The following is a 20,261-nucleotide window of genomic DNA, read 5'->3' on the forward strand; positions in this document are numbered from 1 at the left end:
ATTAACTTAATCATTAAGTTTTAACACTGCTAAAAACGCTTCTTGTGGTACTTCAACGTTACCCACTTGTTTCATGCGTTTCTTACCGTCTTTTTGCTTCTGCAACAGCTTCTTCTTACGCGAAATATCGCCACCATAACATTTAGCGGTAACATCTTTACGTAAAGCCTTAATAGATGAACGCGCAATAATCTGACTACCAATAGCAGCCTGAATTGCAATATCGAACATCTGTCTAGGGATAAGCTCTTTCATCTTATCAACCAGAGCAAGACCGCGCTGACGAACACTACCTTTATGGGTGATCATCGCTAATGCATCAACTCTGTCACCATTGATCAAGATATCAAGGCGAACCATATCTGCAGGCTCAAAGCGGCTAAAATTGTATTCAAGTGAAGCATAACCACGACTGGTTGATTTTAAACGGTCAAAGAAGTCCATGACCACTTCAGCCATTGGCATGTCGTAGGTGATTGCCACTTGGTTACCGTGATAAACCATGTTGGTCTGCATGCCACGTTTTTCAACACATAAAGTAATAACGTTACCCAAGTACTCTTTAGGAACCAAAATATTGGTTTCTACGATAGGTTCACGCATCTCTTCGATGTTGTTAATTGCAGGCAAATCAGACGGGTTATCAACGTAAATCGTCTCGCCTTTAGTACCAATCACCTCATAAACTACCGTAGGTGCTGTGGTGATCAAATCTAGGTCGTACTCACGCTCTAAACGCTCTTGGACAATCTCCATATGGAGTAAACCCAAGAAGCCGATGCGGAAACCAAAACCAAGCGCAGATGATGTTTCAGGCTCAAAGAACAACGAAGCATCATTGAGGCTTAGCTTGTTCAATGCATCACGAAAGCTTTCGTAATCGTCAGTCGATATAGGGAAAACACCCGCGTAAACCTGAGGCTTAACTTTCTTAAATCCGGGTAATGGCTCAAGTGCACCATTTTTGGCAAGCGTCAGCGTATCACCAACCGGAGCGCCATGGATCTCTTTAATGCCGGCGATAACAAAACCAACTTCACCCGTATTGAGCGCGTCAGTATCGGTCTGTTTAGGGGTAAATATACCCACTCGGTCAGCCGTATGGTTTTGCCCCGTAGACATGACTTTAAACTTGTCGCCTTTTTTCAGCTTGCCGTGCTTAATACGAACAAGTGAAACGACACCTAAATAGCTATCAAACCATGAGTCGATGATCAAAGCTTGAAGAGGTGCATCTGGATCGCCTTCAGGTGGCGGAATCTGTGCCACGATGACCTCAAGTACTTCAGCAATACCTACACCCGTTTTAGCGGAGCAGCGCACGGCATCAGCAGCTTCAATACCAACAATATCTTCAATCTCTTCTGCAACGCGCTCGGGATCAGCTTGTGGCAAATCGATTTTGTTTAAGACAGGGACAACGTCCAATTTCATCTCTAAGGCGGTATAACAGTTGGCGACGGTTTGTGCTTCAACCCCCTGTCCTGCGTCAACGACCAATAACGCGCCTTCACAAGCCGCTAAGGAACGTGACACCTCATAAGAGAAATCGACGTGACCTGGTGTATCAATAAAGTTGAGTTGGTAAGTTTCACCATCATTAGCCTTATAATCCAAAGTCACGCTTTGCGCTTTAATAGTAATACCGCGCTCACGTTCTAGATCCATTGAATCTAAAACCTGGGAAGCCATTTCACGATCGGATAAACCACCGCAATCTTGGATAAGGCGATCTGAGAGTGTTGATTTGCCATGGTCAATATGGGCAATAATCGAAAAGTTTCTAATATGCTTCATTATGCGGGATGACTAAACTCGAAGTTGAAAAACAATTTTTAAGGTGCAGAATTGTACCCGATTGCGGCTTTAATACCAATTTTTAAAATGATTTTACAATGGAATATTAAACCCGCGGCTACGTAACTGCGGTTATTGCGCTATATCTATCGGTGTGCCAAGCGATTTAATGATGATTGGCAGTGCCTTTTCCTCTAGCGCTTTAGCAAACTTCTTTCCTACAGCCCAAGCACTTACGCCTCCAATCAGCGCCCCTATTATCGATAACAGGTCTTGATTGACATCAACAGCAGTCGCTAAAACGTTGCCACTATAAGCGCCAATAAAGAAACCCATTAATGGCAGCATATAAACTAATAAGGCCGCTTTTAGAATAACGCTTTCAGGAAGGCCAAGCTTTAAACGCTCCCCTTTAGCTAAAACACGTTCAGTTTGAATCGAAAAACGCTGAACTTTTGAAGAAAAGGCTTTTGCGACTGCAGAAGTGCCACAGGAATCCCCACTTTCACAGTGATTACAGGCACTCTTCATCTCTACCTCTACAACGACCCAGCCAGAGTTGTTATTAGCAATAACTTTGGCAATCTCTTCCATCATCCCCAAAACTCCTTATTGCAGCATAATGCTCTTGGCAATACGGCTCAGTGTTTCCGCAGGTACTTTCCCCACAGCAACAACCTCTGCATTACCAACACGCTCAGTGGCAAATGATAAACCATTTCGGGTGACAAGTTCATCGGGTAGCGGCGCATCACCCGCTTTGGCGACATAGACAGAAATACTGGCTAAACCATCACTAATAGCAATATATTCAACCGCATCTTTACTGCCAATTAATCGATGTTGATCTTTTACGAGGATTTTAAAGCCTTCAGGCAACCAGCCGAATTTCCAATCTTCGCCAGTGGCACGCTCTGACTGCGCCATAACGGCAGGCCATTCTTGCTTGTGTGCCTCTTTCAATATCGAAGGAACATCTTCCAACACCAGGAGCTCAACCACTAAAAGCTGCTCCAAGAGCTGTTTGTCATCATTAATCATATCGAATCGTAACGGTAAATAGGTGTCCATATCCAACCAGACCTGATAACCGTAACGATTAGTATCATTAGGTATAATGCGCACTAATTGCCCAGGTCTTCCGGCTATTCGGCTACGGCCACCCAATACAAACTTATACCCCGCTTCAAGCTTAGAGACATCGTCAGCAAAGGCTGCAGGAATAACACCTTGAATGCGATTAGCGTGGACGCTATAAGCGGGTTGATCATGCTCAATGAATGTAACGGTATTACCAACACGCACCGCATTTTTGGGTGGTCCATTGAGATGCTCTAAAAATGCCACTTCTTGACCATCAACTTTGCCATGGATATACACCAATGGACGAATATGATCGGCTTGAATTTGGATAAGGGATATTTTGAATTCTTGTTCACGCAGCGCTTGGCTCATATTTTCTAGCCAAGCTTTGGCGGGTATGTCTTCCTGCGCCATCGCGGGAAGACTTATGGCTAAGATAGCCAATAGGATTAGACGCAAGCGAGCTCCTTGTTACTGATTGACAGGTATTGTATCTACCTCGCCATTGTCCTCTATATTCACACCATTATTCAATCTCTGTTGTAACATATGATCTTGAATATAGGCATTGATACGACGACGCTGGTCTACAACTTGCTCATTTGTATAGCTCTGGTTTTGCTGAACGGCACCCGTTTGCAGGCTCACCGGCGATGCACTACCCATTAATGGGCGAGTACTCAATACAGGTAATGGTGAGTTATCCAGTAACGTTTCTTGATTGTAATTTTGGACACCAACCACTGCCACCATAGCAACCGTTGCCGCAATCGCATATTGGCCAAATTGTTTGAAAAATGGCACAACGTTACTGGTTGCAGGCTTGGTTTTAACTGTCGATTGTTTAGGAGCTACAATTGCAGGCTCGTCATCAATAGCAGCCATAATACTGGCACTGAGATCAACTGATATTGTTTGTGGCAATTCACCACGCATCGCATCACCAATCATATGATAATCACGCCACTGTTCATGTGAATCTGTGTCAGCCGCTAACTCAGCTAACATTTGCTCGTCGAGTTCACCATCGACTGCAGCAGAGACCCATTCCTGACCTAATCTATCCATTTTTCACCTATCTCTATCAAGGATGCTAGCGTTCTAGCAACGGCTTAAGCTTTTTATCGATTGCCTCTCGCGCTCTGAAGATCCGAGATCTTACAGTGCCTACAGGGCAATCCATGACATTAGCAATCTCTTCGTAACTCATACCATCAAGTTCTCTTAGTGAGATTGCCATCTTCAATTCTTCTGGCAATGTGTCTAAAGTGTCGAAAACGACCTTTTGAATCTCTTCAGACAAGAGTAACCGTTCAGGAGATGCAAACTCCTTTAACGCGTCACTACCATCATAATACTCGGCTTCTTCAGCATCGATATCATTCGCAGGCGTTCGACGCCCTTGTGCGACCAGATGATTCTTTGCAGTATTAACTGCAATGCGATACAACCACGTGTAAAACGCACTCTCGCCCCTAAAGTTCGGTAACGCTCGATATGCTTTAATAAAAGCTTCTTGCGACACATCTGCAACGTCTGCCTGATTTCGCACATATCGCGATATCAGATTTGCGACCTTGTTTTGATATTTTTGTACCAAAAGGTTAAAAGCGTTCTTATCACCACGCTGTACGCGCTCAACTAACTGTTGATCACTTATTTGTCCACTCATCCGAGCCGACTACTCCTAAATCTAATACTGATTTCTCAGCCGCTCGAATCATATTCACTTATGTAGACTAGCGAGTTTCAAAAAAGTTCTATAAAAATTTGCAAAGATGTCATTTTCTTTTCAGGGGAAGCTACTAATATCCTATTTACAGCCTAATATCAGGCTAACAAATCGCTTTCATCCACGGCTTGTTCAGACAGTCAGTTTCTTATCATCAGCATACTGACACTCAATATGCCTTCTCCCATATTCGAATCAACCATACCTTACCAATTTAAGCCACTGATACCAGCATGTTTATCACCGGGGTTTGTAACAATATGCACCTTACGCAACACATATATAATGAGTGTAAAATCTAAACCAAACAGAAATGGACCCTTGATAAGTATCCATATGAGACTTCTTGGTTTAACATAGTCCGAACTCCCCGATCACTCTATGATACCTGATGAAACAAGTAGTTGAACACCAATCTGACCTTTTGGTTATTGGCAGTGGTGCTGCCGGTCTTACTTTAGCTCTACATCTTGCTGAAAAATCGAAGGTTATTTTACTTTCCAAAGGCCCTCTCAGTGAAGGTTCTACCTATTACGCCCAGGGCGGTATAGCCTCTGTTTTCGATGAAGATGACACTATTGAGTCTCATGTTGCCGACACTTTAGTCGCTGGAGCAGGGCTTTGTGATGAGCCAGTGGTTAAATTTACCGCTGAAAATGCCAAATCAGCCATGCAATGGCTAATTGACTGTGGTGTTGCCTTTGATAAAGAAGAAACTGTCGATGGTAGTCCAGAAGAGGCGCCGTATCATTTAACGCGTGAAGGTGGTCATAGCCATCGACGTATTTTGCACGCAGCAGATGCCACAGGTAAAGAAGTGCAAATCACACTTCAAGAGCAAGCAAGCCGTCACCCCAATATTCAAGTACTAGAACGTTACAACGCTATTGATTTAATCACCACTCGAAAATTAAACCGCCCAGGCAATCGAGTACAAGGTGCTTATGTCTGGAATCGTGACTTAGAGCAGGTAGAAACAATCAAAGCACGGTTTGTCGCATTAGCGACGGGAGGTTGTTCTAAAGTATACCAATACACCTCAAACCCCGATGTCGCATCTGGCGATGGCATTGCTATGGCTTGGCGTTCAGGCTGCCGTGTTGCCAATATGGAATTTAATCAGTTTCACCCAACCTGCTTATATCACGCCGATGCGCGCAACTTTTTGATGACAGAAGCCTTAAGAGGCGAAGGCGCATTTTTACGCCGTCCAGATGGCAGCCGCTTTATGCCTGAGTTTGACGAAAGAGCCGAGCTCGCACCGCGTGATATCGTCGCTCGCACAATAGACTATGAGATGAAACGTTTAGGCGCAGATTGTGTGTATTTAGACATTACTCACAAGCCGGCAGATTTCGTTATTAAGCATTTCCCTACCATCTATAAGCGCTGCCTTGAGTTTGGTATCGATATTACCACTGACCCAATCCCTGTCGTGCCTGCCGCGCACTATACCTGCGGTGGCGTTATGACTGATTTACACGGTCAGACAGATTTAAATGGTTTATATGCCATCGGCGAAGTCGCCTATACCGGGCTACACGGGGCCAATCGTCTTGCCAGTAATTCATTACTTGAATGTCTTGTTTTTGCCAGAGCTGCAGCTGAAGATATTGAAAGCCAGCTTGGAAAAATCCCCATGCCGGGAACACTTCCCGCTTGGGATGAAAGCCAAGTATCAAATTCAGATGAAGAGGTTGTTATCGCGCATAACTGGCATGAACTCCGGCTATTTATGTGGGATTATGTTGGTATCGTTCGCTCTGATAAACGTTTAGAGCGTGCCTTAAGACGTTGCGCCATGCTACAACAAGAGATCCAAGAGTATTACAGCAACTTTAGAGTCAGTAATAACCTGCTAGAGTTACGTAATCTTGTCCAAGTTGCCGAACTCATCATCCGCAGCGCAATGGAGCGAAAAGAGAGCCGTGGCTTGCACTACAACATTGATCATCCGAATAAAGACCCGTCACCTAAACCGACTATATTGCAGCCCAAATAGTAAAGTGTAACAAGTGCTAGTTAATCTGGCTTTGGTAAGATTGCAGTAGCAGACGACACAAATGGCGATAGTTTGTGTCGTTCAACATATCAGCCCATACCACCAGTCTCTTGACCTTAGTGTCACATTGGATATCAAACATCACCGCAAACGGAGTCACTATAGGTTTACCTTTGAGCACAAAACACTGCTGCTGATTAAGCCGGCCATTGCCTTCTGCTGATAATACAAACTGACAAGACCAGTGTTTTAATTGCCAAAACTGCCAACTAAAGTAAGCGATACACAGGGTAAATAGCAGTGATTTGCTCAAAAGATAAGTGATTGATTCACCATAGGGCCAAATCAGGAAGGAAATTAAACAGATACTTGCAATAACGACCAACGAGAGTCGTTGGCCGAAAGAACTGGAAAGATAAAAACTATGCTGCTGGGCGACCACGAACTCTAATAATCATCTCAGCGAATTCAGGATCTTTACAGATTTCATGTCCCATAAACCACGCAAAAAGCTCTGGGTCTTCAGACTCTAAAAGCTTTACAAAAATATCTTTGTCAGCATTAGACATCGCTTCATAATGCAGCTCAACAAAAGGCTGTAACAACACATCTAGCTCTAACATGCCTCTACGACAAGCCCATCTAACTCTAGCTATTTTCATGGGTTCTGGCATTGATTCTGACAAGTTTATTACTCCACTCTTTTACAATGCCGTTAGTGTATACCCAAATGGCCTTTAGGAAAATAGGATGGTTATAGTTGCTGAACTTTTACATCTTTGCCGGCAAAGAGTTCTGAAAAATCGGTACTCAATAAACGCTTCACCGCTGGGTGTTGGATCATGCGTTCAGCAAACATCACGTGATACACCTCTTTAATATCGGTCGTTTCGCCAAGCAGCGTCATCCCATGGGCTAAAATATCTTGCTTGTATATTGATGGCGCCACGAATATGCCTTGCTTAAAAAACCCAAAGGCTTTCATCATAGCCGCATCATCAAACTCACCTAATATGCTGATATTTAGATTTTTCTCATCAAACCAGCGCACGAGTTGCTGTCCTAACGAGGTCCCTCTACTGGGTATGAGTAGCTTGCCTTGCTCTAAACACTCAGGAAAGGGTTTTGAATGCGTCTCAGCAGAGAAAAAAGCAATACCACACTCCCCTAACTGTTTAGAGAGTATCTCTGGATATTTAAGGCTTTCACCCGCGCAATCAGATAAAATCATATCCAACTTATGGGCCCTAAGTCGCTCCATTAAGCTTTCATGCGTAGCCTCGTAACAGGCTAAATGCATCGAACCATCACTAGGAACCACTGACAATAGTACCCGGCTCGTTAGTGCTTTTGACAGCGCTGCAGCAATCCCCACTTCAAACCGTATGTTGTCGTCTTTCTGATAGTTCAGCAGATCGAGCATTTCATAGCTAAGGCTAAACATTTTATCTGCGTAACGAAATACCAGTTCACCAAGTTCAGTAGGCTCTAATGACCTGCCTACGCGCTTGAATAGGCTACCTTTAAGGCTGCTCTCCAGCACTCGGATCTGACCTGTCACTGTTTGCGGTGTTAAGCATAATGCCTCAGCGGCTTTCGCAACAGAGCCTTGCTTTTGGATCATCCAAAAATAGTACAGATGGTTATAGTTAAGATTTGCCATATAAAAATGCCATTGTTAATACGCAAATGGGGTGACTACAAAGTCACCCCATAATGCTATTGAGCTACTTTAAACGTTGGCAGTCCATAAGACCAAACATCGCCGTTGACAAATCTTCCGTATTTTCAATCTTGCCGACGCTAAACGCTTCAGCCAGTCCTGCGACTAACTCATCTCTATCAGGGATCCGGTTTTGACAGAAGGTCCGGTTTGCTTCTTGAAAACGTTTACCACCTCTATATTTGAGCGCGCGCGATTCATAATCATTGGACTCCAAACGCTCACCAACTGCCGCACCTTTAAACATAAGGGCACCATCAACGATACCTTCAAGATAATTCTGGCAATGAAAATCTTTTATATCTTCATTGCAGGCATCAATTTGTGACGCTGAAGCAGTAGTGCTAAAACCCAATGCTAATACCAGTGTTAATAGGACTATTCTCATGCTTTCTCTCCTTTCTTAGGCAACACGCTAGATAACCAAAAGTATCCTATTGTTGCCGAGGCAAATGAACCTAACAGAATGCCCAGTCTCGCATAATCACCATACATCTGCCCTTCACCAACAAAGGCAAGCGAGGAGATAAACATAGACATTGTAAAACCAATACCACACATCACTGCCACCGGCATTATCTGCTTCCAACCGACGCCATCAGGCAAAACAGCTAGCTTGAGTTTTACCGCAAGAACACTAAATAACATAATACCCAATGGCTTACCGATAAGCAGACCGAGTGCGATCCCTAATGGTACTGGCGATAGCAATGAACTTAAGCTCATACCTCCTAAGTCGACGCCTGCGTTAGCGAAAGCAAAGATTGGCAAGATGATGAATGTACTCCACGGGTGTAAACCATGTTCTAAACTTTCTGATGGTGATGAACCATCTTTAGCGCGCAGCGGAATACAAAAAGCAATGATCACACCTGCTAAAGTGGCATGCACTCCAGATTTCAACACCGCGATCCACAAAATCATGCCTAATACACCGTAGGGACCAAGCGCAGTAATCCCCTTACGGTTAAGCCCTACCAGACCAACAATTGCCGCAGCCGCAATCAACAAACTTATGGTTGATAAGTCAGTGCTATAGAACAGTGCGATAATAACAACGACGCCTAAATCATCGATAATGGCTAACGCTAACAAAAACACTTTTAAAGAAACTGGAACTCGACTGCCTAAAAGCGCCATTATCCCCAATGCAAAAGCGATATCAGTCGCAGCAGGAATAGCCCAACCCACTTGCGTAATAGGGTCAGAGTAATTAAAGATGAGATATACTGCGGCAGGGAAAACCATGCCACCGATTGCTGCAAAGGTAGGTAATGAAGCCTGTGCTCGACTCGATAATGCCCCTTCTAGCAGCTCTCTTTTCACTTCTAAACCAATAAGCATAAAGAAAAGCGCCATAAGGCCATCATTAATCCAGTGAATTAATGTTTTATCAATATCTAAACTGCCGACACGCACTTGCATCTCGGTATCAAGAAAACCCTGATACATTCCCGCTAAAGGCGAGTTTGCTAAAATCATTGCTAGCACAACAGCAATCATCAAAAGAATGCCGCCTGCTGACTCTTGGCTTAAAAAATTCCTAATAGCCCGTTCCATATTACGCTCCATAAAATCTCAATGTAACGAGTGTAGCCGATTACATACGATCTGAATATTCGTTTGCGTCAGCTTAATACATCGGAATATCCGAAGTATCCAGTGTAAGCCTGAGATGACTAAATATCAATTAGGAAAGTAGATAATGAAAGATGAGGAAGTAATTAACGCATATTATTTTGAAAATACGCCATTTAAAGTGATGAAATGAGTAAACTATCTATGCAGTACAACTTTTTCTGCTGAAATGCTGACTAAACATTCAGTGTTACAAACTGACTCGCCTCGAAAATATCGACCAAAGCGAGTCAATAAAGCGTGAATTAGACAGAAAATGGGTATTTGATACCCTCGTGATGCTCATAACCTGTCACTTCAAAATCAGCCATTGTTACCCATGTCTCCAAATCTTCTAACGACTTAATATCAGGGTTAATAGATAACTTCGGTGATGCAAATGGACTGCGCGTTAACTGCACATTTTGCATCAGCTCTAACTGATCTTCATAAATGTGCGCATTTACTATTTTGTGATAAGCAGTACCCGCTTTAAAACCGGTAATCTGCGCAATTAACGCCAAGAGTGTAAACACTTGTACTTGATTAAAATTCAGCCCAAGCGGCACATCACAAGAGCGTTGAAAGCTGGTCAGATGCAAAGTATCACCCAGTAATGAAAAATTATGCGTGTGCATACAAGGTCTTAAACATCCCATATGAAACTCGCCTGGATTATAAAAGCTGAGTATCTCGCCTCTATCATCAATGCCTTTAGACAAGTTATCGACTATCTTACGCAATTGATCTATTGAGCCACCGTCAGGTTTATTCCAACTTCGACCTTGGACGCCGTATACCCGTCCCATATCGTCAGTTCCTTTACGGTATGGGTTATCAAGCCACGCCTGATTATCGTTAGCATTAGCATCCCAAGTTTTGGCTCCAATACTACGAAAATCTGCCGCGTTGTTATAGCCACGAATGTAGCCCAGCATCTCCGCAATCGCTGCTTTCCAGAAACTCTTTCGTGTGGTAATTAACGGGAATTCGTTCTTATCTACGTGGTAAACCAAGTCAGCATTGATCACAGTAAGACACCGTTTACCGGTACGACTATTCTCAACCCATGTGCCTTCATCAATGATCCTTTGACAAAGTTCTAAATACTGTTTCATGAAAATTTACCTATAAAACAAAGACCGATTTGAAGTCGGTTTGATTACAATGACAAGCGACTCTCATTTTGGAGTCGCATTAAGTGAGTACCAGCTTTAAACCAACAAAGGCCAAAAAGACTGCAAATATTTTTTTCAACTTAGCGGTTGGCCAATTGGTCGCGGCCTTGGCACCTAATGGTGCAATTAACATCGATGTCGTTACAATACCAAGTAAGGCAGGGAGATAGATAAAGCCTAACGTCCCTTCTGGTAATGAAGCAACATTCCAGCCAGCTAATGTATAGCCAATGCTACCAAAGAGTGCGATGAGCAAACCTGTTGCTGATGAAAAGCCAATAGCATAACGCATCTGCAACCCACACCAAGTCAGGAATGGGATCAGTAATACACCACCACCAATTCCCATCAATCCAGCGATGAGCGCTATCATTACCGCAGCAAAAAAGAGAGCCGTAGTGCTAGGCATTGCACGATTAGAGTTCGGTCTGATTGGGAAAGCCATTTGAACTGCCATCAACATGACAAAAACAGCAAAGATTTGCTGTAACAGATTTGCGGCAATCAATTCAGAAATAAAACCTGAGCAGATCGCGCCAAGGACAAATCCTGGAAGCATGGTTCTAAAAAGCTGCCAAGGAATGTTTTCGCGTTTATGGTGAGCACGAGCAGAAGACAGTGATGTAAGAATAATGGCAGCAAGTGATGTTGCTATCGCAACATGTGGCAGATGTTCAGCTGGAACCCCTACTTTGGGTAATATATGCAATAGCGCTGGTACCGCTATTAGCCCACCACCAATACCTAATAACCCCGCCATGAAGCCAATAACAGCACCAAGCACAAGACATATACTAAATATAAAAAGCCAGCTTTCCACGCTAATACCCTTAAAATATTCGATTGTGCCACAAGCTTAAAGCAATAGGCTGAGTTAGTTAATAGCTAATCATACCAATTGTATTAAGTATCTGTTCATTCCGTGGAAAGCGCTCAAGCATTCCACTTCTGCTTTGCATTGGCTCATCAGCGAATAACCATTCTTTCGTCAATGCGCATTGAATTGAAAAGCGTGGGCGTTTTTCAATTGACGAATGACTCAATGCAATTGGTATTAGTTTAGTAGAGCCAGTAAGCCCTTTTCTTCACAATAATCGCTGACAAGCGACTTTACCTCCTCTCCAGACGTCAGCGTCAGCGCTTCTTCTAAAAGCACACTGAGCTCCTGTTTGGAGACTCTGCGCAGTAGATAATTGATCCTGGATAAACTGGCCTGGTTCATGCTTAGCTGATCGTACCCCATGGCAACTAACAACATTGCCCCTATGGGCTCTCCTGCCAGTTCACCACAGACACTGATGGAAAGCTGATTAGCTTTGCATCGTTCAAGTGCAAATTTAAGTGCCCGAAGCACCCCTGGATGATAGCTATCAAAAAGAGCATTCACGTTTGGGTTATTACGATCTACCGCGAGTAAGTATTGCGTTAAGTCATTTGAACCAACAGAGACAAAGTCGACCCGTTTTGCAACTTCATCTAACTGATAAAGCAATACAGGGACCTCCAACATGATACCGACCTTAGGCATAGATATCACCCTACCCAGCTCAGTGGTGAGCTCTTGATGCGCCTGTTCAAAGTAGACTAACGCTAAGTCAATCTCCTCTAAATTACTCACCATTGGCAGTAAAACATGCAGCTGATCAGTATCACTTGCGGCTTGTAGCATTGCCCTTAACTGCACTAAAAACAACTCAGGGTGATCTAAACTAAGTCTTATTCCGCGCCAACCGAGAAACGGGTTATCTTCAACGATCGGGAAATAATCAAGCGGCTTATCACCCCCCACGTCTAATGTACGCATGACTACAGGTTTGCCTTTGGCTGCGGTCAGCACTTTGCGATAAACCTCTAACTGTTCTTGCTCTCCAGGAAAACACTGCTTCAACATGAACAAAATTTCAGTACGGTATAAACCGATACCATCAGAGTCACAGCCTGTATCAGAATCAATACTGCTAATTAAACCACTATTGATATAGAGGTAAACCCTTAAGCCATCAATCGTCACCGTTGGTAAGGGTAATTCTGCGGCATATCGGCGTTGCAGCGCTTTTTCAGCGGCTATTAGACTTTTATATTCAGATAATATAGTGGCAGAAGGCTCAACCAGCAGCTGGCCTCTATTGGCGTTAATAATCACTTGTCGCTTATCAAGCCCTGCGTTTAAAATACCATTAACCCCGATGATGGCAGGTACGCCTAATGCACGCGCTAATATTGCAGCATGGGAATTAACGCCGCCAAGTTCAGTGACAATCCCTGCCAGTTTTCGTCTAGGAAATTCAGCAAGTAAGGTTGTACTCGCTTCCCGAGCGATTAAAATAACCGGCGTATCGGGCTCAAGAATGATCTTCTCAGGCTCAATCAACTGCCTCAGCACACGTCGTCCAATATCTTTAATGTCACTGGCACGCTCTTTTAGATAGAGATCCTCCATGCTATTAAAGTGGGCAATATAATGCTTAGATACGCGACAAATAGCCGTTTCTGCACTCCAGCCTAACCGCACCTCTTTAATGTACTCGCCACCTAAACTGGCTTTTTCTAGTAACAATAATAATGCGGTAAAAATCGAAGCCGCTTCTTCATCTTTCTCTCTATCGAAACGTTGAGATAAGCTAGCAAGCAAATCCTTACAGCGACTCATTGCCAATTTAAGGCGAACCTCTTCTTGAGTAATCGCGGTTATCTTAACCTCTGAGAGATCAAACGATATCTGCCCACCAAGCAACAAAGCTTTAGCAATCGCAATCCCTTTCGATGCTGATTTACCTTCATAATAGAGTGGTTGCTGTGCGGTGTGGTTTACCACGGCCCTGCGCTTTAGTCCTTTAATCGCCATGGCGAGCTGCGCTGCCAACGTCATTAAAAAGGCTTCTTCTCCCTCGCTAAATAGCCTAGTTTGAGTCTGCTGGACAACGATGACGCCGATGACGGACTTTTGATAAACAATGGGAACTGCAAGAAATGCGTTATAAGCTTCTTCAGATACTTCAGGAAGTAATTTAAATCGAGGGTGAGCAGACGCATCAGCAAGGTTTACCGCTTCCTCACGCTGTGCAACCAAGCCGACTAACCCTTGAGTCAGTGGCAAACTAACGCGATTAACGGCATCGGGCTCAAGCCCGTCTGTTGCGGATAGGACCAGTTGTTGTTGTTCCAATATATAGACAGAGCAACATTCCGTTGCCATTGCCAGTTTGGTCTGCCGCACAAGCTGCTCCAGCGCATATTCAAGATCTCTGGCTGAAGCAACGACTTGTGTTATATCCCTAAGTGTTTTTAGCACTAACGCAAACCTCCTTTAAATTCTGCGCATACCTCTTCTTTTATGGTTCGACTCTTTAATCTGCAAAGGCAGTGTTGTCGGCGCAAACTCTTTCATGACTTTTCGATAAACATCGCGTTTAAATGAAACCACTTGCCTAACAGGGTACCAATAACTGACCCAACGCCAATCATCGAATTCAGGATGGCCACAGGCGTTTAAATTAATGGCACTTTCAGCACTTTTTAACTGTAATAAAAACCATTTTTGTTTTTGCCCGATACAAACGGGTTTACTATCTTGTCTGATCAATCGCTTCGGGAGTCTATAGCGTAACCAAGATCGCGTAGAGGTTAGGATTTGCACATGTTCTGGCTTTAATCCTACTTCTTCGTATAACTCACGATACATGGCTTCTTCTGCTGACTCACCTTCGTCAACGCCACCTTGAGGAAATTGCCAGGAATGTTGGCCAAATCTTCTAGCCCACATAACCTGCCCAGAGCGATTACAGATAATGATGCCCACATTTGCGCGAAAGCCGTCACTATCAATCACATGGACTCCAAACTATTAACTATTAATGAATTGATTGTTTCACAAAGCTCGCGTTGCAGCAAATATCTGTTCCGCATATTTGTTGGATAAATCTAAGCAAACTCAAACCTTATCAACAGGAGCAAACCTATAAATGCAATTATATCCACAAAATCTGTGGATATCTCTGTTGGAAACTCTCTAGAAGTCCAAATAACTTCACTATCAGCATGAGATAACAAAACAAAGCATCGATTTGAGCCACCTTAATTAACCTATTAAAACAACAGCTTAATACGCAAAAAGACATCTGCCAATCTTAAGCAAGCCTTAACTGTACGTTATTTAACCAGCTAATTTAAAATCTAAAAACAGATAGCTGGGATAATGATGTTATTCACAAGTGCAAGTATATAGAGTCATAAAAAAGCAAATAATCGCCTTTAAATAGCATTGACAGATCACATTCATTGCAGTAGTCGTGAGGGAAACGGAAGTTATCCAATAAAACTGTGGATAACTATGTTGGAAAAATAGGGAAAGCACTGGAGTAAGTTGAACAACGCGTATTAAGCTTAAAGCCAACAATCACTTTAAATGATTATATTCAATAACTTATGTATATATATTAATTGGGATTATTTGAATTTAGATTTCAGCTTAAATTTCAACCATGCTTGCTATATAGCAAAACTGCAGTAAAATCTTTGCTATGAAAAAATCAACTCAACCACCAAGTACACTTGAAGAGCTTATGTCACGCGCTGAAGCAATGGCAGGCCTTACGCTAGGACAACTGGCAAACTACCATCAAGTGGAATCTCCCAAAGATCTAAAACGCCACAAAGGCTGGGTTGGCCAGTTAATTGAATTGGAACTTGGCGCCCTTGCAGGCTCAAGACCCGAACCCGATTTTGTTCACTTAGGGGTAGAGTTGAAAACTATCCCCGTTAACCAAGTGGGTAAAGTACTCGAAACCACTTACGTTACCGTTGCGCCGCTGACGAATATTCTCGGGCTAACTTGGGAGAACAGCGTCGTTTGCCATAAATTGCAATGTGTACTGTGGATCCCTGTTCAAGGCGCTCGAGATATCCCACTTGCAGAGCGTCAAATAGGTTCCCCCATATTGTGGCGTCCTTCCGTCGAAGAAACGGCATTATTGAAGCAAGATTGGGAAGAAATAATGGAGCTCATCGCCATGGGAAAAGTCGAAACTATCACCGCTCGCCATGGTGAAGTTCTACAATTACGCCCAAAAGCAGCCAATAGCCAAGTGCTAACCCAAAGTATTGACCACACTGGAGCAGTGTCGAAAACTAACCCTCGCGGCTTTTATTTGAAGACACAATTCACTCAAAATGTCCTTTCTGGGCTTATTTGAGTGAATTCCAACCCAAAACTCACATTCATTTGACTTAGATCACAAATACTACTGGAAATAGTAAGGTGATGTTCTATAGACTAGCGCCTCGTAAAAACAGTAGCAGTTGGATACCCCTTATACAGTGAGAGCACGTATACAAGCGAAGAAATTAGCTTTCGCTATTTTCGGTTGGACTGTAGCCATGGCGGCTTTCGTATTTTTCAGATACGCGCAGACGCCTGAACTTCCTCAGTGGGCCATTGGTTCTGCTGATTTAGCCACGCTTTCAATTTACATGGGGATTATTTTCGGCAGCCTGCACTGGATGTCTAACCTCATTGCTAACTTTAGTGCCATAAACCGCTTACCCTATGTCTTCTCCGTTCTCTTTAAAGGGCTGTTTCTACTGTTAGGAGCAACCACGCTCGCTTATATCACTCAGTATCTCAACATGTGGGCAATTGAAAACCACATGACAACCCTACGACAAATGCTCACGGCACACATTCTTTATAGTCCCGCTTTCCAAGCACTTATCGTTTACCTAGTTGTGGTCAGAGTGGGACTTGCCTTTATCGAACAAATGGCACTACTTGTGGGGCCGCGAGTGTTATTAAATATTGGCCTAGGCAAATACCATAAGCCACGATATGAGCAACGGCTGTTTCTTTATCTGGATATGGTCGCTTCTACCACTCATGCTGAATCACTAGGCGATTACCGCTTTAGCCGTTTGATCCAAGATAGCTTTAGCCTGTTAGCGGATACGGTGACCAACAACGAAGCCGAGATCTACCGTTATATGGGAGATGCAGTGCTTATCCATTGGCCACTTAAAGATGGGATTAAACAAGATCGCTGTTTTAATATCTATCATGAATTTTCGCAGCAACTTAGCTGGCAAAGACGCTATTTTGAAGAGCAATACGGTTTTGTGCCCAAGTTTAAAGCCGCAGCGCATTGTGGCCAAGTTGTGGCAGCTGTCGTTGGTGTTCAAAAACAAGAGATTAGCTTCTTTAGTGATGTACTCAATACCTTGGCAAGGCTACAAGATCAATGTAACCCTCTCGGCCAAAGAATGTTGATCTCTGGTTCGTTAAAGTCTCGTCTCGACTATGGCGAAACCCAATATAACCTCAACAACCTTGGGCCTATTAAGCTAAAAGGAAAACAGCACTCTATTGAAGTGTTTGGTGTTACCCCTAAAAATCCGGCATAAAAAAGCCGATATATCTATATCGGCTTGGTGTGAACTTGCAGTCTCGCTCAGAGGTAAACTGCGACTATCAATATTAAAGGTCTTTATTAAGCTTATTCAAGCAACTTTTGGATCTCTAAGCCTAAGGTTCTAAAAGTTAGAATGCGGCTTGATGTCTGACGCCAAACAAGGCCAATATCCCTATAAGGTGTTTCACCCGGTGGTGCCATCGTGATTAAATCAGTATTGCTTAAGATCCCTGCATCTATCGCCATTTGCGGTAAAAATGTGGTCCCTAGCTTGCAATTCACCATCTGCACTAACGTATGCAAACTTGTTGCCGCAAATGGGTTGATTTTAGTACTCTCACCTAACTGACATGCACTAATGGCATGGCCGGTAATGCAATGTTCAGCCTGCAATAAGAAGATACTCTCATCAGGTAAGTCTTGATAATCAATAGGCTCATGGATCTCGTCAGAAAGATCGGTATGCACCACCATTTTGAATGGGTCAATACCCACTTTCATACTATGGTAACCGCTAGTATCCACCGGTAACGCCAGTAGCAACAGATCCAGTTCACCTTTACCTAATGCGTCAACCAGCCTATCGGTTGTATCCTCTTTTAAAAAAAGGGTTAGATTCGGGTAGGTTTCTTTGCAATGCTGGACAACTCTGCTTAACAGAAACGGTGCAATAGTGGGAATACAACCTAAGCGAATTTCGCCGGTCATGGGCTCACCTTGATGCTTAACCAGTTCGACTAAATCATCAACATCCGTTAGTAATTTGCGTGAACGTAGTACAACCTCTTCACCAATCGCGGTGAAGATAAATGATTTATGGTCACGCTCAATAAGTTGATGCCCTAATTGCTCTTCAAGGTTTTGGATCCCACTTGAGAGCGTAGACTGGCTAACATGACAAATTTTAGCAGCGCGATTAAAATTTTGTTCTTGATGTAAATTGACCAAATAAAACAGATTTTTCAAACTCGGAAGATGTTTCATAAAGCAGATTACCAATGACGTTATTTATCGAAAGGTTCTATTTAACTCTACCACACTTTACCGAGCCTTCACTTTAAAAACGCCAACAGAGTGTGAAGCAACGCAAACTGTTTTACCAAATAGAATGAGCAGCATAATGCGTTTAAAAAAATGGCGCTGTTTAGTTACCTAAACAGCGCCATCTCAATATTTGGATCAAAGCTTATGCTTTAGATTCAAGATACTGCTTTAATTCTTGGAGGTCGTTAGAACCATGGTTAACAATTTCGTTTAGCCAAACCGAATGTTCATTCTCCCATGCTGCTTCTTCACCGTGTTGTAATAACTGTGCAAACTGTTGAATACGCTTTAAGCCAACAGAGCCAGCAGCTCCCTTAAACTTATGAGCTTCACTGCACAATGTGTCTTTATCTTTCGCTTCATAAGCGTTAACTAGATTGCCAATATATTCAGGCATTAGCTGCTCAAACAATACGACACTTTTAAGTAGCGTACCTGCGCCAATTGCACTGCAGTACTGCTCCAGTGTATTAAGATCCAAGATTGATTCTAATTCAGCTGCTGCCATCTAGGCACCTCTCAAAATGATTGCCGTGTATTTAAAAGACGATTTTACCACATAATACCCGCTAAAATGATAGGTGCAACAACTAGTGTCATATGTAGTTAAATTCGTTGGTTATTTAACCTTCTATTAACCTTTGATTAATCAAAAAACATCACCATTCGCTAAATATAGTGATTTTTACCAAGCGGTATTTAATATGCATTACAAATCGCTTACGCCATAGACAGTTAAGAGATTGCTAAATGACTACCTTGCGCACCTTTGGCTTTTAAATCATCAACAATAGCCACTAAACCATCCCAGCGAAAAGCACACCAATCAGGTGCTAAAAGCATAGGTTTTTTAGCATAGGCTGTCACTCGATGAAAGATAATGTCTTTAGGAGTACGACGGATTAACTCTCCCACACTGTAGGCATAATCCTCTATGGCTAACAACTCCATTTTGTCATTCCGCCAAGCTTTAGCCATGGTGCTACCTTCTACAATATGCAAAGGGTGTAGCTTCAAGCCATCAACACCAACTTCTAACACTTTATCTAACGTAGTGAGGTAGTCAGAATGCCCTTCTCCAGGTAAACCCAAAATCAAGTGTGTACAGACTTTAATGCCTTTTGCTCGGGCACGCTTTACCGTATCAGCATAAACCTCAAAATCATGGCCGCGATTGATCTTCTTTAAGGTTCTATTATTGGCCGTTTGCAAACCCAGCTCTAGCCAAACATCTAGCCCTTGCTGCTGATAATCAGCCAATAACGTTATCACTTCATCAGGCACACAATCAGGGCGCGTGCCGACACATAAACCGACAATATCACTGTCTTGTATCGCTTCATCGTATTTCTGCTTTAACACTAAATACTCGTCATAAGTACTGGTGTACGCCTGAAAGTAAGCAATATATTTCGAAGGTTTGGTTGATAACCTCTCACGGCCTTGGCTTAACTGAGCTTGTATCGACAACTCAGTTTTATGCTCATGGCTAAATGAGGCCACGTTGCAGTAAGTGCATCCACCTTTGCCAAGTGTGCCGTCTCGGTTTGGACAGGTAAATTTTGCATCAATTGTCAGCTTACGGATCCGCTCTCCATATCGCTGCTTACATACACTGCCAAACGTATTAACGTAACTATCCAAGCCCAAAGTAAATCACCTAACCTAAAAATTTGCGTCATTC

The 20,261-nt window shown here is 43.1% G+C and carries 20 protein-coding genes; 3 read left to right on the top strand and 17 right to left on the bottom strand.

The window, feature by feature from the left end:
• Window positions 1-6: 6 nt before the first annotated feature.
• The 5 genes from lepA to rpoE form a co-directional block, all read right to left on the bottom strand.
• Window positions 7-1,797: a translation elongation factor 4 gene (gene lepA / locus CXF83_RS17940; RefSeq protein ID WP_101090484.1), complete on the bottom strand. Its 1,791-nt coding sequence runs from the start codon at window positions 1,795-1,797 to the stop codon at window positions 7-9.
• A 132-nt stretch (window positions 1,798-1,929) separates the two neighbouring features.
• Entirely contained in the window at window positions 1,930-2,394 is a 465-nt protein-coding gene (locus CXF83_RS17945; protein ID WP_101090485.1) for a SoxR reducing system RseC family protein, read from the bottom strand.
• A gap of 12 nt (window positions 2,395-2,406) precedes the next feature.
• A complete protein-coding gene (locus CXF83_RS17950; protein WP_101090486.1) occupies window positions 2,407-3,339 on the bottom strand; it encodes a MucB/RseB C-terminal domain-containing protein in 933 nt (310 codons plus the stop codon).
• A 12-nt stretch (window positions 3,340-3,351) separates the two neighbouring features.
• The gene (locus CXF83_RS17955) at window positions 3,352-3,948 is read right to left on the bottom strand and encodes a sigma-E factor negative regulatory protein (protein WP_101090487.1); all 597 of its coding nucleotides are present in this window, start codon (window positions 3,946-3,948) and stop codon (window positions 3,352-3,354) included.
• A 25-nt stretch (window positions 3,949-3,973) separates the two neighbouring features.
• Window positions 3,974-4,552, bottom strand: coding sequence for an RNA polymerase sigma factor RpoE (gene rpoE / locus CXF83_RS17960; protein WP_101090488.1), 579 nt, complete (start codon window positions 4,550-4,552; stop codon window positions 3,974-3,976).
• A 451-nt stretch (window positions 4,553-5,003) separates the two neighbouring features.
• Between rpoE and nadB the strand changes: the two genes are divergently transcribed.
• Window positions 5,004-6,614 (top strand): L-aspartate oxidase, encoded by a 1,611-nt coding sequence (gene nadB / locus CXF83_RS17965; protein WP_101090489.1) that lies wholly within the window; start codon window positions 5,004-5,006, stop codon window positions 6,612-6,614.
• 16 nt (window positions 6,615-6,630) lie between these two features.
• Here the strand turns inward: nadB and CXF83_RS17970 are convergent, their stop codons facing one another.
• The 9 genes from CXF83_RS17970 to rppH form a co-directional block, all read right to left on the bottom strand.
• Complete coding sequence (locus CXF83_RS17970; RefSeq protein WP_101090490.1) at window positions 6,631-7,056, bottom strand: protein YgfX; 426 nt, start codon at window positions 7,054-7,056, stop codon at window positions 6,631-6,633.
• A complete protein-coding gene (locus CXF83_RS17975; protein WP_232775204.1) occupies window positions 7,037-7,288 on the bottom strand; it encodes an FAD assembly factor SdhE in 252 nt (83 codons plus the stop codon). Before CXF83_RS17975 ends, CXF83_RS17970 begins: the two co-directional genes overlap by 20 nt.
• Window positions 7,289-7,368: 80 nt before the next feature.
• Window positions 7,369-8,277 (bottom strand): transcriptional activator NhaR, encoded by a 909-nt coding sequence (nhaR, locus tag CXF83_RS17980; protein WP_101090491.1) that lies wholly within the window; start codon window positions 8,275-8,277, stop codon window positions 7,369-7,371.
• A 64-nt stretch (window positions 8,278-8,341) separates the two neighbouring features.
• Complete coding sequence (locus CXF83_RS17985) at window positions 8,342-8,725, bottom strand: hypothetical protein (protein ID WP_101090492.1); 384 nt, start codon at window positions 8,723-8,725, stop codon at window positions 8,342-8,344.
• The gene (nhaA, locus tag CXF83_RS17990) at window positions 8,722-9,897 is read right to left on the bottom strand and encodes a Na+/H+ antiporter NhaA (protein WP_101090493.1); all 1,176 of its coding nucleotides are present in this window, start codon (window positions 9,895-9,897) and stop codon (window positions 8,722-8,724) included. The genes CXF83_RS17985 and nhaA overlap by 4 nt, the downstream gene beginning before the upstream one ends.
• Window positions 9,898-10,220: 323 nt before the next feature.
• Window positions 10,221-11,072: a thymidylate synthase gene (locus CXF83_RS17995; RefSeq protein ID WP_101090494.1), complete on the bottom strand. Its 852-nt coding sequence runs from the start codon at window positions 11,070-11,072 to the stop codon at window positions 10,221-10,223.
• Between the two features lie 79 nt (window positions 11,073-11,151).
• The gene (locus CXF83_RS18000) at window positions 11,152-11,952 is read right to left on the bottom strand and encodes a sulfite exporter TauE/SafE family protein (protein ID WP_101090495.1); all 801 of its coding nucleotides are present in this window, start codon (window positions 11,950-11,952) and stop codon (window positions 11,152-11,154) included.
• A gap of 234 nt (window positions 11,953-12,186) precedes the next feature.
• Window positions 12,187-14,424 (bottom strand): phosphoenolpyruvate--protein phosphotransferase, encoded by a 2,238-nt coding sequence (gene ptsP / locus CXF83_RS18005; protein WP_101090496.1) that lies wholly within the window; start codon window positions 14,422-14,424, stop codon window positions 12,187-12,189.
• 15 nt (window positions 14,425-14,439) lie between these two features.
• The gene (rppH, locus tag CXF83_RS18010; protein ID WP_101090497.1) at window positions 14,440-14,961 is read right to left on the bottom strand and encodes an RNA pyrophosphohydrolase; all 522 of its coding nucleotides are present in this window, start codon (window positions 14,959-14,961) and stop codon (window positions 14,440-14,442) included.
• A 691-nt stretch (window positions 14,962-15,652) separates the two neighbouring features.
• On the opposite strand from rppH, the gene mutH reads away from it, so the two are divergent.
• Both mutH and CXF83_RS18020 read left to right on the top strand, forming a co-directional pair.
• Window positions 15,653-16,324 (top strand): DNA mismatch repair endonuclease MutH, encoded by a 672-nt coding sequence (gene mutH, locus CXF83_RS18015; protein WP_101090498.1) that lies wholly within the window; start codon window positions 15,653-15,655, stop codon window positions 16,322-16,324.
• Window positions 16,325-16,448: 124 nt separating this feature from the next.
• Window positions 16,449-17,525, top strand: a complete 1,077-nt coding sequence (locus CXF83_RS18020) for an adenylate/guanylate cyclase domain-containing protein (RefSeq protein ID WP_101090499.1) — start codon at window positions 16,449-16,451, stop codon at window positions 17,523-17,525.
• A 92-nt stretch (window positions 17,526-17,617) separates the two neighbouring features.
• Here the strand turns inward: CXF83_RS18020 and oxyR are convergent, their stop codons facing one another.
• The 3 genes from oxyR to CXF83_RS18035 all read right to left on the bottom strand — a co-directional run bounded on the left by oxyR (window position 17,618) and on the right by CXF83_RS18035 (window position 20,227).
• On the bottom strand, window positions 17,618-18,517 hold the full coding sequence (oxyR, locus tag CXF83_RS18025) for a hydrogen peroxide-inducible genes transcriptional activator OxyR (RefSeq protein ID WP_101090500.1): 900 nt from the start codon (window positions 18,515-18,517) through the stop codon (window positions 17,618-17,620).
• 202 nt (window positions 18,518-18,719) lie between these two features.
• Window positions 18,720-19,085, bottom strand: coding sequence for an Hpt domain-containing protein (locus tag CXF83_RS18030; protein ID WP_101090501.1), 366 nt, complete (start codon window positions 19,083-19,085; stop codon window positions 18,720-18,722).
• Window positions 19,086-19,312: 227 nt separating this feature from the next.
• Window positions 19,313-20,227: a TIGR01212 family radical SAM protein gene (locus CXF83_RS18035; RefSeq protein ID WP_101090502.1), complete on the bottom strand. Its 915-nt coding sequence runs from the start codon at window positions 20,225-20,227 to the stop codon at window positions 19,313-19,315.
• Window positions 20,228-20,261: the final 34 nt, after the last annotated feature.

It is taken from the genome of Shewanella sp. Choline-02u-19 (genome assembly GCF_002836205.1).
Taxonomy (GTDB): Bacteria; Pseudomonadota; Gammaproteobacteria; order Enterobacterales; family Shewanellaceae; genus Shewanella.